Genomic DNA, 15620 nt, shown 5'->3' with positions numbered 1-15620 from the left:
AAAGTTATGATGCGCGCTACGAACCCTGTCCAAGTTGTCTTCGGAGATTGTGATCCAGCGGCTATTGTCTTCTATCCAAACATTTTTCGCTGGATGGATGGGGCGTTCCACCACATGCTGCGCCCGCTGGGTGGACATCAGTATATTTGCGATGCTCTCGGCATTGTTGGCATCGGTCTTGTCGAAGTGGGCGCCAGATTTCGCAGCCCGATTCGGGATGGCGACACGCTCTTGGTCGAGGGGCATGTCTCTGAATGGGCGAGGCGCACCCTGACTCTGAGCTATACCGGGCGCGTCGGTGACAACCTTGCCTTCGAGGGCACGGAGGTTCGTTGCCTTTTCACGCGTGGCGAAAACGGTATTGTCGCTGGCGACACCACTGACTTCAGGGAAATGTTGAGTAGGCATTATGGCGGATGAGGCAGGCCAGGGCTTGAAATCCCTGGACACGGCGCTGGGTGTCCTGGGTTTCCTTTCGCGGCAGGATGGCGCCATGACGCTATCGGACATTGCCCGCGGTTGCGGGATGCCCCTCAGCAAGACGCATCGTTATCTCGCCTCTTTCGTTTTGGCCGGGCTGGTCAAGCAGGAGGGGCGTTCGGGCCGATACGATCTTGGCGCCGCAGCTATGCGGATTGGCCTCGCGGCCCTGGCCCGGCACGACTTTGTCAACACTGCTGCGGACGGTTTGTCGGACCTGGCCGCCGAGACTGGCATGACGGTGCTTCTGGCCGTTTGGGCAAATGAAGGTGCAACGGTCGTGCGTTGGCAAAGGGGGTTGTCGCCGACGGTGACCTCGATCGGCCTTGGGGCGACTTTGCCCCTTCTGACGTCGGCAACGGGCCGGATATTTCTGGCTTACGCGCCCCGGCCTGCGACCCAGAAGGCGCGTGAGACTGAGTTGCGCCGCGCGGTCCGAAATCCGGCCTTCCTGCCCGACGCGGTTCCGAGCAACAAGGGTCTCGAGGCGCTTGCCGCCTCGATCCGTAAGGCCGGATATGCGAGCGTGGATGGCCGGTTCATTCCAGGATTGGTCGCTGCTGCTGCGCCGATCCTCGACTGGCAGGAGGAAGTGCAGGCTGCGGTGACGCTTGTCGGCGTGGATCCGGCAGCCGTCCGCCCGGACGCGGCGCAGGTTGCCTGTCTGATGCGCTATTGCCAGAAGCTTTCGCTGGCCTCCCCGGTCGGGACGGGGCGCGCGGATGCTGACTGAAGAGGCCGCCGACATTTGCCGCAAAGGCTAATGGTCGAACCGCGACCGATGTTTGCCGGGTTTCTGAATTGTGAATTGTGCGTTTCGGCTTAGAGTTTTTTCATCGCCGAGATCAGGAGCCGGGCTGCTGGCGGTAGGACGCCATCGCCCCGATAGACGGCGCCCACTCTGCGCTCCCACTCCAGTCCCGGAACGAAGCGCTGGCAGAGGTTCGGCAAAACGCCCGGTGCGGGTAGGAATGACAGTAAATCGGTGCGCTCGACCAGGTGCTGGGCAAAGCGGTGGGCTGCGGTTTCGACGCGTATGCGCGGTGGTGGCAGGTCAAGGGTGGCGAATTTGTTCTCCAGCCATTTTCGAGTGAGATAGCTCGATTCCTGCATGACCCATTCATACTCTGTCAGGTCTCTGGGCTGGAGTGTTTCGCGGTCTTCCAGCGGGTGGCCCTTTCGGAACAGGATTACCATCGCATTGATGTCCAGGTCTTCGCTGCACAGTTGCGGCAGCTTGGGAACCTCGAATGTCGTGCAGAAGACCAAGTCCAGATCGCCCTCTTGCAGTCGGTCCAGCAGTTTGGTGTTCAGGTCTGCGATCACCGAGAACGACAGGTCGGGAAAGCGCTCGACCAGATCTGCGATTGCGGTGGGCAGGTATTCATCCGCAAAGATCGGTCCGGCGCCAACCCGAAGATTGCCGCGGGCTTGACCGCTCTGCATCGTCGCCTCGGCCACGGCGGCATCTATGTCGCCGAGAATAATGCGGGCGCGACTCGCAAAGACCTGACCGGCCTCGGTGAGTTCCACCGACCTGCGGTTGGACGACACGACCAGCTTGGCGCGTATCGTTTCCTCCAGTCTGCGGATGCCCTTACTGAGCGCGGGCTGCGTGATGCCAAGTTCTTCTGCGGCGCGGGTAAAATGCCGCGTCCGGCTGAGCATCACGAAATATCTCAGGTCCCGAGCGAGCATATTATTCCATTTGGTTATGGATCATGACGGTAAGTGATTTGACTTTGAGAGGGCCCTTCGCAACTTTCCCTCATGTGAACGCGAACATCAAGGGAGGACGATGAAGTGTTGGCTCGTTATTTTCTGAAATATGCAAAATATTCATCACTGGCGCTTGTGGCGCTGGCCGGTTCGGCCACGGCAGAAGGCTATCCGGAGCGGGTGGTCCGAATGGTCGTGCCGTTCGCGGCGGGTGGCGGTACGGACGTTCTGGGCCGGGCGTTTGCCAAGGAACTGACTGAAGCATTCGGGCAGAATGTGATTGTTGAAAACATCGGCGGAGCAGCCGGCTTCATCGGGACGCAGGATGTTGTCCGGTCGGATGCGGATGGCTACACCTTGCTTTTTGCTCCTACGGCGCCCTACACGATGGCCGAACATGCGACCCCGCCGGCAACCTACGATCCCGCCGAAGATCTGATCCCGGTGGCGCGTATCGCAGCACAGCCCATCCTGTTCTCGGTGCGCAGTGACTCCGGTTTCGACACGCTTGCGGATTTTCTTGCCGTGGCCAAGGATGATCCGGGCTACCTGAGCTTCTCATCTTCCGGCGCGGGGGGCGAGATGCATTTGACCGGAGAAAAACTCAAACAGGCCAGTGGCGTTGATCTCTTGCATGTCGGCTATCGCGGTGGCGGTCCGGCGATCTTGGCGCTGGTCAGTGGCGAGGTCGACATGATGCCTGTCGTGACCGGTTCGATTATGGCCTACATACAGGATGGGTCGGTCAAGGCGCTGGCCACGACGGCTCCCGAGCGGCTGGAAAAACTGCCCGATGTGCCGACGATGACAGAACTGGGCTACCCGGAGGTCGATCATATCCCGTCGTGGGGGGTATTCGTCCCGGCTGGCACGCCCGACGAGGTGGTCGCAGTCCTTCAAGAGGTCAGTGAAAAGACCGCCACATCGGTCGCTTTCGTGGAATACTTAGACACTCTGTCGATCAGTCCTGCCTATCTGCCCGGAGCGGACTTCTTGGAGGTGCTGAAAGTGCAGGCGGATGGGTTTGGCGAACTCATGTCCACACTCGACCTGGGCCAGTGACCCGACATGATCGATCGTCCAAATTTCATTCTGATCAGCACGGATCAGCAAAGAGCCGACCATGTCGGCTCTTACGGAAACCCGGTCCTTCGCACGCCTTCGATTGACCGGATCGCAGAAAACGGGGTCAGCTTTGACCGTTTCCATGTGGCGACGCCGATCTGCATGCCCAACCGTGCCACGATCATGACGGGGCGCATGCCGTCCCTGCACGGCGTGAAGCGGAATGGCGTTCCGCTCCGGCTCGACTCGACGACCATGTGCGATCTGTTGTCTGCAGGGGGATACCGCACCGCGCTGATCGGTAAATCGCATCTTCAGACCATGACCGACCTGCCACCTCAGATGGAGCGCGAGGCCGTTGATGGGACACCGCCACCAATCGACTTGCGCGAAGAACGGCACAAGGCCTGGTCCGAGGGGCCCTATGATCAGGAGGCCCTGGATCGTTGGCGCGACGACCCAGCGCATGTGATCAAACTGCCGTTCTACGGCTTTGATCACGTGGAACTCTGCACGATGCATGGCGACATGGTGCACGGCGACTATCACCGCTGGCTCGCCGAGCGCACCGAGGACCCCGACAGCTTGCGCGGTCCAGCCAACGCCTTGCCGGATGACCGATACACAATCCCGCAAGCCTATCGGACGAAGGTCCCAGAAGAACTCTACCCCACCCGCTACATCGAGGAGCGCAGTCTGGCTTGGCTGGACGAGGCCGCAGAGTCGGATCAGCCGTTCATGTTGCATTGTTCCTTTCCGGATCCGCATCACCCCTTCACACCGCCGGGCCACTACTGGGATCTCTACGATCCCGATGACATGCCCGTGCCCGAAAGCCTGCTCAAACTGGACGAGTCCAAGATGACACCGCCTGTCCGACAGATGCACCAGGCGTCGGGGGTCAATCGACAGAGCACCGTGGCCTTTACCGTGAACGAGCGCGAGGCCCGCGAGGCGATTGCCCTGACCTACGGCATGATCGCCATGATCGACGATGCCGTTGGCCGGCTTCTTGATCGGCTGGATTCACTTGGTCTGCGTGAAAATACCGTGGTGATTTTCACATCGGATCATGGTGACTTCATGGGCGACCACGGGCTGATGCTGAAGGCCGCGCTGCATTACCAGGGGTTGGTCCGGGTGCCGTTCATCTGGTCAGAACCGGATCACGCGGGCGGGCCGCGTCGCACCGAGGCGTTGAGCGGATCGCTCGATATCGCTCGTACGATCCTTGATCGGGCGGGTTTGGCCCCGAGCTACGGGATGCAGGGCCAGAGCTTGATGCCAGTAATCCGGGGAGAGCGACAAACCGCACATGAGGCCGTGCTGATCGAGGAAGACGGGCACGCGCCTGCCTTTGGGATGACGGTTCCCATTCGTGCACGCTCGGTGATCAGTGACCGATACCGGCTTTCGATCTACGATCCAGAGGATTGGGTCGAATTGTATGATCTGAAAGAGGACCCGCTGGAGATGCGAAACCTCGCTGACGACCCTGACTACCAGGATTTGCGTGCCCGAATGTTCGAGCTTCTGTCACGAAAGATGATGACGACGGTTGATGAAGCGCCATTCCCGTTGGCACGTGCCTGAAAACAAGCTTTGGGAGGAGGCTATGGACATCAAGGACATTTTGGGGCGGGCCGGACAGGGCCGCGTTGGGCAACGGCTGATCGGCAGCATCGCGATCACCGGCCTCGGCCTTCTGGCGATTGCCGAGGCAACGGGGTATCCGCTGGGCAGTCTCCGGCGGATCGGACCCGGCGCTGTGCCGATGGGGCTAGGCATTCTGCTGACCTGTCTCGGCCTCGCCTTCTTCTGGGATGTGCCGAAGTACGAGGATCGCGTGCCCGGCTTTCTTTGGCGTCCGTTGATCGCCATTTCGGCCGCGATGGCGTCATTTGCCTTCCTGGTCGAATATTCGGGCATGTTCGCCGCGATTTTCGGACTGATCGGCATCAGTGAATTTGCTGAACGCGAATATTCCTGGAAGAAAGTCCTGATCACCTCTGTCGGATTGTGTCTGTTTATCGCTGGCTTGAAGACCTTGCTGAGCGACAGCCTGATCCTGGACCTGTACTGAGGGGAACCGACTATGCTGGCCAATCTTCTTCAGGGTTTTGACGTCGTCCTGACGGTTTCGACCCTTTTCGCCTGTTTCATCGGTGCACTGATGGGAACCTTTATAGGTGTGCTGCCCGGGATCGGTACGCTTGCGGGCATGTCCCTGCTGTTGCCGCTGACCTTCACCCAGACACCGGTCGACGCCATTGTAATGCTGTCCGGAATCTATTTCGGAACGATGTATGGCGGATCGACGGCGGCGATCCTGTTGAACTTGCCCGGCAGCGAGCCCTCAGCGGTGGTTTGCCTCGACGGTTATCCGATGTCGCAACAAGGGCGGGCCGGTGTTGCGCTTACCCTGACCACTTTGGCGTCCTTCGTTGGCGGCTGTTCGGCAATCCTGTTGGTGATGGCCTTCGCCAAGCCGCTGGTCTCAGTAGCGCTGTCGTTCAGTTCGGTCGAGTATTTCTCTCTGATCCTGCTAGCTCTGATCGCGTCCAGCACGATCGCTGCGAGTTCGATCACCCGCAGCCTCGTCATGATCATTTTCGGACTGTTGATCGGACTTGTGGGCATCGAGGTTCAGACGGGCTACCCCAGGTTTACATTCGGCAGCGAAAGCCTGCTGGACGGGGTGAGCATGGTCGTGGTTGCCTTGGGATTGTTCGGCGTGACAGAGATCCTGTGGAAATTCGCCGATGGGGGAGACACTCGGCGTTCTCCCTCGATCGACGTCTCATGGCGGTCGATGATTCCAACCCGTCAGGATTGGCGCGAGGCCGCACGCCCGATCGGCCGCGGGACCGGGCTGGGGTCGCTCATCGGCATCCTGCCGGGCGCCGGAGCTGCGATCTCCTCCTTCGTCGCCTATGCTGTGGAAAAAAAGATCTCAAAGAACCCGTCGAAATTTGGCAAGGGCGCGGTCGAGGGCATATCCTCGGCCGAGGCTGCCAACAACGCTGCTGCGCAGGCGGCGTTCATTCCGACGCTTGCGCTCGGCATCCCCGGAAGTGCGACCATGGCGCTTATCCTCGGAACGTTGATGATCCACGGGATCCAGCCGGGTCCGCGCGTGATCTCGAACAACCCGGATCTTTTCTGGGGCGTAATCGCAGGGTTTTGGGTGGGCAACGTGATCCTCATCTTCCTGAACCTGCCGCTGATCGGTCTCTGGATCCGCCTTTTGAAGGTGCCCTACACGATCCTCTACCAGATCATCCTGTTCTTTATTTGTTTCGGGGCCTATTCGGTGTCGCGCAATGTCTTCGACGTCCTCCTTTGCATCGGGTTCGGCTTTGTCGGCTATTGCGCAAGGCGCATGGACCTGCCGGCCGCTCCGGTGCTTCTGGGCATGGTGTTGGGGCCGATGGCCGAAGAACACCTGAGGCGCGCGCTATTGCTGGGGCGTGGAGATTATACCATCTTCCTGACCAGCCCGGTCAGCCTTGTCTGCCTTGTTCTGGCGCTGGGAACGGTGGCCTTGAGTATCTACCAGGCGCACAAGCACCGCAGGATGCAACTGAAGACCCAGTAATCGCCCAAGGATCTCGCTCTCGCCATCGCCGTGCTTGAGGTTGGTAGTGGACCAAACAATGGTCGTCGGCGCAGCGGGGGCGGGATCATCGTCTTGGCCAAACCTCGACCTTGATCGTGGACCCTCGAGACAAAGCGACGTCGCCTTTTGACCGGAAAGGCCGAGCACCTGATCCGTCGCCGATCGTACTGGTTTCACGTTCTATCGCGGGGAGAAGCAGGGGGCGGTCCGGCCTCGTGGCGGAAACCTGTATTCGCTTCGATTGCGTCTTTTTGCAAAGGATGAAGGATGGACAACCGGATCAAACAGCGGCATCTCACCTGCTTCCTGGAGATCGTTCGAAGTGGGTCCATCATCGCAGCGGCCCATCAGCTCAACATCACACAGTCGGCCGCCTCCAGAACGCTGGGTGAACTAGAGGAAATCATCAATGCACGGTTGATGGAGAGAAACCGGGCGGGCATCGTGCTGACCTCGGCGGGTGAGACGTTCTATCGCCACGTTTCTGCCAGCGTGACGGCCCTGAAACAGGGGCTCGAACAAATTGCGCGAACCCGCAAGGATGCGCGCCAATCGGTGATCGTCGGCGTTCTGCCCAATGCCGCTGAACGCGTTCTTCCAACCGCGGTGGCACGGTTCAAGGCGCGAAATCCCGGCTGTCCGGTCTCCGTCGTGACTGGGACCAATCCTGTTCTGATGCAGGCGCTGAGGGTCGGTGAACTGGATTTCGTGATTGGTCGGCTTGCTGCGCCGGACGACATGGCCGGCATCGACTTCCAGATCCTCTACCAGGAACAACTGGCCGCAGTGGTTCGTCCGGGCCACCCGCTGCTCGTTCTCGAACTGCACGAAGAGTTCCTGGCGTCACTGGCAGAGCAAACCTTTGTCATCCCTCTTGCCGACACGATCATCCGCCGGGATGCCGAGCAACTGCTGATCGCGGCGGGTGTAAAAAAGGTGGCTGACGTGGTCGAGACCGTCTCATCGCCGTTTGCACGCGCCTATTGCCTGCAGACGGACGCGGTGTGGATTGCGCCATGGGGAGCCGTCGAAGGGGATCTACGCTCCGGCGTACTCAGTGCGTTGGCTGTGGACACGGCAGCCACGCAGGGAAACGTGGGCATCTCGACACGTAGTGAATCGGGGTTGACGCCGTTGGCGCGGTCCCTTGCAGCAGAACTCCAGGATGTCGCATCAGATACCGTGCAAAAATCTCAAGTAAGTGGCCGAAATCAACTTTGAGTCAATTTTCTGCGCAAGCGATATTGCCGCAGCGTTAACAGGGAGGAATCATCATGCGTATCTTCGCAGCTATTGCGGCGTTGTCCGGCGCCCTTTGGGCCGGGCAGGTTTCGGCACAGGCTCCAGTCGCTATCGGGACCAATCCACAGGGCTCCTTGGCCTATGTGTCGGGGTCGGCAATCGCCAACATCGTTGGCAAGAGCATCGGCCGATCGTTCATCGTCGTTCCTTTGGGCGGACCCAGCGCCATCATCCCTGCGATGGCCGACCGGGAGTTCGACTTCTCGTTTGCCAATATCACGGCCGCTGCCCAGGCCTACGCAGGAGTAGGGTCCTTCGAGGGGCGGCCCTATCCCGGACTGCGGATTGCGACGGTCGTCTACCCGCTCGAACTCGGCATCATTTCCCGGCAAGGCGATGGGATTGAGAAAATCGAAGACCTCGCAGGCAAACGCGTTGCCTCCGAGTACACCTCGCAGCGCAATTTGGACGTGTTCATGAACGCAGCCTTCATGGTTTCCGGCATGAGCTTCGACGACGTGCAGCCCATTCCCGTCCAGAACGGCGTTCAGGCCATCGACGAACTGATCGACGGATCGCTGGATGCATCAATCTTCTCGATTTCGGCCGGCGCGGTCGCCAAGGCGGATGCCTCAGTCGGTGTCACGTTTGTAAACCTCCCCGACGGCGAAGCTGAACAGGCTGCCCTGGCCGATCTCGCGCCGGGCGCTTCGATCGGCAGAACAACTGCCCGCACCGGGCAGGACGCGACTGTGATCACCGCCCCCTTCGTTATTCTCGTCACTGACGAAGTCGATGACGAGACCGTGTATCAGGTGGTCGCCGGTATCGCTAGGAATGCCGAACACCTGGCCAAGGCGGATCCGCAGTTTGGCAAGATGTCTCTCGACATGATGGCGGACCCCAAGCTTCCGATCCCCTACCACCCCGGCGCCATCCGCTTTTTCGAAGAACAAGGCGTCTGGGAATAAAGCCCGGCGGAACCCTGCGGGTCACCGCCCGCGGGGGCGCAGGCAGCACTCAAATGAGAATAGGAGGATCGAACATGACGACGGCTCGTCTCGTGAACGTCCTGGGTTTCTTGATGGTTGCGGCAGCGATCCTTTGGGCGCTCAGCGTCCAAAGGATGCTTGGCTTCAACTTCTTTGGCGGCCAGTACCTGTATTTTCTGATGGCACTGGCCACGGTTGTGATCTTTTTCACCCATCCGTTCCTCCGGTCTCGCCCGAAATTGTCTCGTTTCATCGACGTTCCGCTGGCTCTGATCGGTGCTGGAGCGATGATCACGACAATCGTCATGTTTCCCGAGCTCATCGACCAGGCCAATTTTCGCGACTACGGGACGCTGGGGCTGTCGCTGGCTGCCATCACCATCCTGGTTCTGATCGAAGGGATGCGGCGCACCGCGGGACCTGCGTTGACCATCATCGTGATCGGCGCGCTGTTGATTGCCATCTTTGCGCAATACCTGCCGTCGCCGTTGACCGGCCGCCCGTTCCGACCGGAAAGCTTCCTCTACAAGATGGCCTACATGGACGGCAACATCCTTGGCGCACCCCTGTCCATCGTCGGAGCCGTGGTGATCGCCTTCATCTTCATGGGGTCGATGCTGCAGGCCACGGGAGGCGGTGAGTTTTTCTCCGATCTTGCTGCTGCCCTGATGGGCAGATCCCGTGGTGGCTCTGCAAAGATCGCGGTGACCGCCTCCGGGTTCTTCGGAGCAATCTCCGGATCGGCCGTCTCCAACGTGGTGTCCACGGGAATGGTCACCATCCCGCTGATGAAGAAGGCGGGCTACAAGGCCCAGGTTGCCGGGGCCATCGAGGCCGTTGCATCCACTGGCGGCCAATTGGTTCCACCAGTCATGGGCGCCGCCGCCTTTCTTATGGCGGTGACGACGCAAACTGACTACTCCGTCATCGTCGTTGCCTCGCTGATCCCCGCGTTCCTCTACTATCTCGCACTCTTCCTCCAGATCGACCTGATGGCCGGACGGGATGGTATCAAGGGCGTTGAAGGGAAGGACCTGCCATCCGCGAGCGAGGCTCTGCGCCAGGGCTGGGTCTTCATCTTGCCCTTCGTGGTGCTGATCATCGGCCTCTTCTTCCTGGCATGGCGACCGGAATACGCGGCACTGGCGTCCACCGCTGCAATGTTCCTCGCCCTCGTGGTTTTTGGATACAGGGGCGCGCGGCCCGGTCTGGCGCAGATCGTGCAGGCGTTCCGCGATACTGCCGAAGCCTCAGTTGGCATCATCTTCATCGCCGCAGCGGCAGGGATCGTGATCGGGGCCTTGAACGACTCCGGCGTCCTCTTCGCGATCACCGGAGCAATCCTCGCCATCGGTGACTCTAGCTTGCCGCTACTGCTCATCCTCGCTGCGATCCTCTGCATCATTCTGGGAATGGGCATGCCGACCGTGGGAGTGTACGCCCTGCTTTCGACATTGGTCGCGGCGCCACTGGTCGAACTCGGGGTCAACCTGATCTCGGCGCATCTCTTCGTTCTCTACTTCGGCATGATGTCGATGATCACGCCGCCTGTCGCGGTCGCGTCTTTTGCTGCGGCGGCCATTTCGCGGACCGGCGCGATGCGGACGGGCTGGTCCGCGGTTCAGTTAGGATGGGCGGCCTATGTCATTCCCTTCGTCTTTGTCGTGAACCCTGCTCTTATCATGGACGGCTCGGTGATCGAGATCGTCTTTGCCGTCGCCCGCGCGACCATCGGTGTCTGGCTCGTCTCTGCCTGCATCATCGGGTATCTCAACCACCCGCTCTCGGCGCCGCTTCGTCTCAGCTACCTGGCTCTCGGCATCTTGCTGCTGGTGCCGGGACTTGTCCTCCCGGGCGGTCTGTGGGCCGGCGGCGGGCTGACCCTCGCGGCCGGGCTTGCGGTGCTCTCCTATGAATTCCTCATCGCACGACGGAAGGAGTTGGACCTTGTCTGACCGCCCCAGCTTTATCCTCTTCATCACCGACCAGCATCGCGCGGACTTCCTCGGGTGTTATGGACATCCGCTGGTGAAGACGCCGAACATCGACGCCATGGCGGCTCAGGGGGTCAGCTTTGACCGCTTCTATGTATCGAGCCCGGTCTGCATGCCGAACCGTGCCAGCCTCATGACCGCACGCATGCCGTCGAGCCACGGTGTAAGGTCAAACGGCATTCCCCTGTCCAAGGAGAACGTAACCTTCGTCGAACTTCTGAAAGACGCGGGTTATAAGACAGCCCTGATCGGCAAAAGCCACCTGCAGAACTTTACCGGAAAGCCCGCAATCCTGCCGCGGAGCGAGACGAGACCCGGTTTTTACCGTGCGTCAGGCGCGCTAGCCGAGGCCGTGCGCCACGATCTTTTGAGTCCGGTCTATTCCCAGGAAGAACCCGATTTCTGGGCCGGGCCGCAGCCGCGGGTGGAAACGCCATTCTACGGTTTCGATCATGTCGAGCTGGTGACCGGTCACGGTGACGAGGTCGGCGGCGACTATACCGCCTGGCTTCTGGAACGCTGTCCGGAGGCCGCCTCACTGGTTGGCCCTACCAACCAGTTGGACCACGACTACGTTTGTCCGCAAGCCGTGCGTACGGCGGTCCCCGAGGAACTCTATTCGACAAGCTACATCGCCGAACGGGCAATGGCCTGGCTTGAGGAAAATGGAGACCAAGAACAGCCTTTTTTCCTCATGGTCTCCTTCCCCGATCCGCATCATCCCTTCAACCCGCCTGGCCGGTTCTGGGACATGTATGCCCCAGAGAATTTTCCTGTCCCCGAGGCATTCCAGAGAAACGACTGGACACCACCGCCGCATGTGGCCGGCATCATGAAAGAACGTGAGACCGGGCGAGCCGCGCTGAAAGGTATGGGCACCATTGGCTGCAGTCCGCGCGAGGCGCAGGAAGCCCAGGCGCTGACCTGTGGGATGATCTCGATGATCGACGAGGCGGTGGGCCGCGTGCGGTCTCTTCCGGCGGCGCAGGAGGCGATCGGGATATTCACCTCGGATCACGGCGACCATTTGGGCGACCATCGCATGCTGCTGAAGGGCGCTGAACACTATGAACAGTTGATCCGGGTTCCCTTCATCTGGTCCGAGCCGGGGGATGGAAAGGCCGGAACGCGGGCAAACCAGATCGGGCAGACACATGACATTGGTCCGACCATTCTGGAACGCGCAAGGATCGAAAGTGCCATCGGGATGCAGGGGCGCCCCCTCTTGGAAGGTGGGCGCGACGCCGCGTTGGTCCAATATGACCACCAGAAGGAAAACCCCAACATCGGCATTGGCCCCCGCGTGCATACGCTGCGAACGGAGCGCTGGCGGCTCAGCCTGATTTGCGGTGTCGAATGGGGCGAACTCTACGATCTCGAAGCCGATCCCGGTGAGTTCGTGAACCTGTGGGACTGCCCCGATCATGCCGGTGTCCGCGCGCACCTGACCGAGCGGCTTGCGCGCGCCGAGATGGACGCTGTGGACCGGGCGCCATTTCCCACCGGTCTGGCATGAGGAGTACACGATGACGATCCGAAACATTCTCTGCGCCTATAGCGGCGAAGACGGCCAGGCCAGCGGCCTGGACCATGCCATCCGCATGGCCCGTCATCACGATGCATGGCTCACCGGCGTTCTTTGTCACGGCAGGCATGCACTGGAGCGCAGTTCGAGTGCAAGAATCCCTGAAGCGGTCCGCAGTATACTTCGCGAGGCAGACAATGCGCGCATCGCCGAGGCGCAGGCCCGGTTCCAAGCCGCAGTCGCCGAAGGATACAAACCGGACCGCGCCGAGTTCGTCGATCTCGATCCTGACGGTGCCGGGCCTCTGAGCGCGTTCGCGCGCTGTTTCGATATGGTCGTGACCGGCGCGCATTCCGCCCGACCGGACGAAGACCATCTGTCCGTCCACCCGGACACCTTGGCGCTGCAAAGCGGCCGGCCCGTTCTTGTCGTGCCTGACGATTACGAAGCCGCCGCGCTTGCCGACCATGCCGTGGTCGCCTGGGATGGCGGTCGTGCTGCGGCGCGGGCCATTGGCGATGCCGTGGACATTCTTGCCGAGAAGGCCCGGGTGACGATCCTCACAGTCGGTCGAAAACCAACCGCGCCGGACCATGTCGATGCTTTGCTCCGTCACCTGAAACGCCACGGCATCGAAGCGGTTTCCGAACACCGGGCTAAAGGCCATGCCTCGATTGCCCAGACGATCGAGATGTCGGCGAAGGAACTCGGCGCCCGGCTGATCGTCATGGGGGCCTTCGAGCATTCGAAGTTCCGCCACGATCTCTTTGGTGGAGTGACGACCGAAGTGATCGGTACCGCCACCGTCCCTGTCTTCATGTCCCACTGAAGGCAACAGGAGATTGGGGCATTTGGAATGACGACCACCCGAAAATGGATCGCCGCACTGGCGCCGGACTGGCGGTACAAAGTGTCGCCCAGCTCGGTTCGCTCGGACGTCATCGCAGGCCTGACTGGGGCCACCCTGGTCTTGCCGCAAGGCGTGGCCTTCGCGGCCATCGCCGGTCTGCCGCCGGAAACGGGCTTTTACACCGCGATGGTGCCCACGGTGATCGCAGCGCTGGTCGGCTCCAGCTGGCAAGCCGTTTCCGGGCCTGCGACGGCGATCTCGGTCTTGGTCTTTGGCGCGCTCTCGGGCAGCTTCGAGCCCGGCAGCCCGGAGTTCGTGTCGGCGGCCATTGCGCTGGCCTTCATGGTCGGTATTCTGCAATTGATAATGGGGTTGGCGCGCCTCGGTGAGGCCGTCGAGTTCGTCTCGCATTCGGTCATGACCGGTTTCGTGACAGGGGCTGCCATCCTGATCGCCTTCAGCCAAGCCAAACATGTCCTGGGAGTCGATCTCCCCAAGACTGCCAGCGTGGCCGATCTCGCAACCGAACTTTTTCGCGCGATCCCACAGGCGGACCCCCGGTCCGCGGTGATCGCCGCTGTTGCGATCATGACGGCCGTTGTCATTCGCTATTTCCGCGCCTCCTGGCCCAATTACCTTATCGCGCTTTGCGCCTCGACCGTTGCCAGCATCTTGTTGGGCGGTGCAGATGCCGGCATCGCCACGGTCGGCGCGATCGACAGCGTGATACCCCAGTTGGCCGCCCCGGCCCTTTCTTTCGGGTTTATCCGTGATTTCGGTGGTTCGGCCGCCGCCATTGCCATCGTCGGTCTGCTTGAGGCCATCTCTGTCGCGCGGGCCATGGCGCTCCGTTCCGGTCAGTTGGTCGATGCAAACCGGGAGTTCCTGGGGCAGGGGGCGTCGAACGTCGTTGGCGGGCTCTTCCAGTGCTACCCGTCCACCGTCTCTTTCACCCGGTCCGGGGTCAACCTCGACAGCGGCGCGGTCACACCGATGTCTGCCATCTTCTCGGCGTGCTTCCTGTTCCTGATACTTTTGCTCGTCGCGCCCCTGTTCGCCTATGTGCCGGTCCCCGGCATGGCCGGGGTTATCCTGCTCGTTGCATGGCGGCTGATCGACATGCGCGAGATTCGCCACATCGTGGCGGGTTCCTCGTCGGAAACCGCCATCGCGCTGGTGACCTTCGTGGTGGCGATGCTGGTGGATCTCGATATGGCGATCTTTGCCGGTGTCCTCTTGTCGCTCGCGCTGTTCCTGCGCGGGACATCCAGGCCTTTCCTCGGTGTCGGCGCCCCTGATCCGAGCACACCGGGCCGCACTTTCCGGCTGGCCGCCAGCCACCACTTGGCCAAGTGCCCGCAACTCATGGTGACACGCCTCGAAGGATCGCTCTATTTCGGGTCGGTCGAGTACCTCCGTCGGCAGTTTCGCCGGTTCGAGGTCGACAGGCCGCAGCAGAAGCACATGATCTTCATTCTGAAAGGAGTAGGGGAGGTGGACCTTCCAGGTGCCGATCTGATCCTCGAAGAGGCGGCTCGGCGGACATGTCGAGATGGCACGTTCCACTTGCAGATCAAGGCACCTCGCACGATTGCGAAACTTGCCCGCATGAAGGTTCTTTCAGTTCTGGGGCGGGACCGTATCCATCTCAGCAAGCACGATGCCATCGCCAAAGTGGTGCCTGCACTCGACCCTTCGGTGTGCGCGGGCTGCAGAGCACGCATCTTCCGGGAATGCGCCTCGATGCCCGGCCATCCTCCCGGTGGGTTGGACGACTGTGCATCACGATCCAGATCCGCAGAGATCGGTTCGGGCGCAAGGGATGCAGGCAGGGATGCGGTATGAACTCTGTATGTTGTCGGTGGCCAGACCCGCGGTCTTGTGCGGTCAATCATCAACTCCGAAAACAATCACGGACGGGAGCGGAAAGGCTCTACATCTCAAATGATCAAATTAGGAAAGGAAACTCAATGACTTATGTTTTCCCTCCCGCGCAGCAGGCTTCGATCGCCGTTGCAGGCAGCGGGGACCGTATTCCGGTGCGGCGCATCTTCTGCATCGGGCGCAACTATGCCGCCCACGCGCGCGAGATGGGCAAGGACCCGGACCGCGATCCGCCGTTTTTCTTTCTCAA

General features: G+C 60.9%; 13 protein-coding genes and 1 pseudogene. 13 read left to right on the top strand and 1 reads right to left on the bottom strand.

What is annotated here, in order from left to right; translation table 11 throughout:
- Window positions 1–6 precede the first annotated feature (6 nt).
- A complete protein-coding gene (locus tag G9Q80_RS03985) occupies window positions 7–420 on the top strand; it encodes an acyl-CoA thioesterase (protein WP_088671043.1) in 414 nt (137 codons plus the stop codon).
- Window positions 410–1213: an IclR family transcriptional regulator gene (locus G9Q80_RS03980; protein WP_088716597.1), complete on the top strand. Its 804-nt coding sequence runs from the start codon at window positions 410–412 to the stop codon at window positions 1211–1213. The genes G9Q80_RS03985 and G9Q80_RS03980 overlap by 11 nt, the downstream gene beginning before the upstream one ends.
- 89 nt (window positions 1214–1302) lie before the next feature.
- Here G9Q80_RS03980 and G9Q80_RS03975 read toward each other — a convergent pair whose 3' ends face one another.
- Window positions 1303–2178 (bottom strand): LysR family transcriptional regulator, encoded by an 876-nt coding sequence (locus G9Q80_RS03975; RefSeq protein ID WP_043147169.1) that lies wholly within the window; start codon window positions 2176–2178, stop codon window positions 1303–1305.
- A gap of 108 nt (window positions 2179–2286) precedes the next feature.
- On the opposite strand from G9Q80_RS03975, the gene G9Q80_RS03970 reads away from it, so the two are divergent.
- The 11 genes and pseudogenes from G9Q80_RS03970 to G9Q80_RS28065 all read left to right on the top strand — a co-directional run.
- Window positions 2287–3261 carry a Bug family tripartite tricarboxylate transporter substrate binding protein gene (locus G9Q80_RS03970; protein ID WP_133065750.1) on the top strand — a complete coding sequence of 325 codons (975 nt, stop codon included), beginning with the start codon at window positions 2287–2289 and terminating at the stop codon, window positions 3259–3261.
- A 6-nt stretch (window positions 3262–3267) separates the two neighbouring features.
- Window positions 3268–4857 (top strand): sulfatase family protein, encoded by a 1590-nt coding sequence (locus G9Q80_RS03965; protein ID WP_043147167.1) that lies wholly within the window; start codon window positions 3268–3270, stop codon window positions 4855–4857.
- A 22-nt stretch (window positions 4858–4879) separates the two neighbouring features.
- The gene (locus tag G9Q80_RS03960) at window positions 4880–5347 is read left to right on the top strand and encodes a tripartite tricarboxylate transporter TctB family protein (RefSeq protein ID WP_043147165.1); all 468 of its coding nucleotides are present in this window, start codon (window positions 4880–4882) and stop codon (window positions 5345–5347) included.
- Between the two features lie 12 nt (window positions 5348–5359).
- Window positions 5360–6862, top strand: coding sequence for a tripartite tricarboxylate transporter permease (locus G9Q80_RS03955; RefSeq protein ID WP_043147164.1), 1503 nt, complete (start codon window positions 5360–5362; stop codon window positions 6860–6862).
- A gap of 288 nt (window positions 6863–7150) precedes the next feature.
- On the top strand, window positions 7151–8104 hold the full coding sequence (gene pcaQ, locus G9Q80_RS03950) for a pca operon transcription factor PcaQ (RefSeq protein WP_088716598.1): 954 nt from the start codon (window positions 7151–7153) through the stop codon (window positions 8102–8104).
- A gap of 53 nt (window positions 8105–8157) precedes the next feature.
- On the top strand, window positions 8158–9096 hold the full coding sequence (locus G9Q80_RS03945; RefSeq protein ID WP_088716599.1) for a TAXI family TRAP transporter solute-binding subunit: 939 nt from the start codon (window positions 8158–8160) through the stop codon (window positions 9094–9096).
- Window positions 9097–9170: 74 nt separating this feature from the next.
- Window positions 9171–11072 (top strand): TRAP transporter permease, encoded by a 1902-nt coding sequence (locus G9Q80_RS03940; protein WP_157903881.1) that lies wholly within the window; start codon window positions 9171–9173, stop codon window positions 11070–11072.
- Window positions 11065–12627: a sulfatase family protein gene (locus G9Q80_RS03935; RefSeq protein WP_168246421.1), complete on the top strand. Its 1563-nt coding sequence runs from the start codon at window positions 11065–11067 to the stop codon at window positions 12625–12627. Before G9Q80_RS03940 ends, G9Q80_RS03935 begins: the two co-directional genes overlap by 8 nt.
- Before the next feature lie 10 nt (window positions 12628–12637).
- The gene (locus G9Q80_RS28070) at window positions 12638–13465 is read left to right on the top strand and encodes a universal stress protein (RefSeq protein ID WP_088716602.1); all 828 of its coding nucleotides are present in this window, start codon (window positions 12638–12640) and stop codon (window positions 13463–13465) included.
- A 27-nt stretch (window positions 13466–13492) separates the two neighbouring features.
- Entirely contained in the window at window positions 13493–15331 is a 1839-nt protein-coding gene (locus tag G9Q80_RS03925; RefSeq protein WP_088716603.1) for a SulP family inorganic anion transporter, read from the top strand.
- 125 nt (window positions 15332–15456) lie between these two features.
- Window positions 15457–15620 (top strand): annotated as a pseudogene (locus tag G9Q80_RS28065) (fumarylacetoacetate hydrolase family protein); the annotation flags it as partial.

Source organism: Mameliella sp. LZ-28 (assembly GCF_012274245.1).
Taxonomy (GTDB): Bacteria; Pseudomonadota; Alphaproteobacteria; order Rhodobacterales; family Rhodobacteraceae; genus Antarctobacter; species Antarctobacter albus.
The sequence above is the reverse complement of the archived record's forward strand: the minus strand, read 5'-3'. Positions and strand labels throughout refer to the sequence as shown.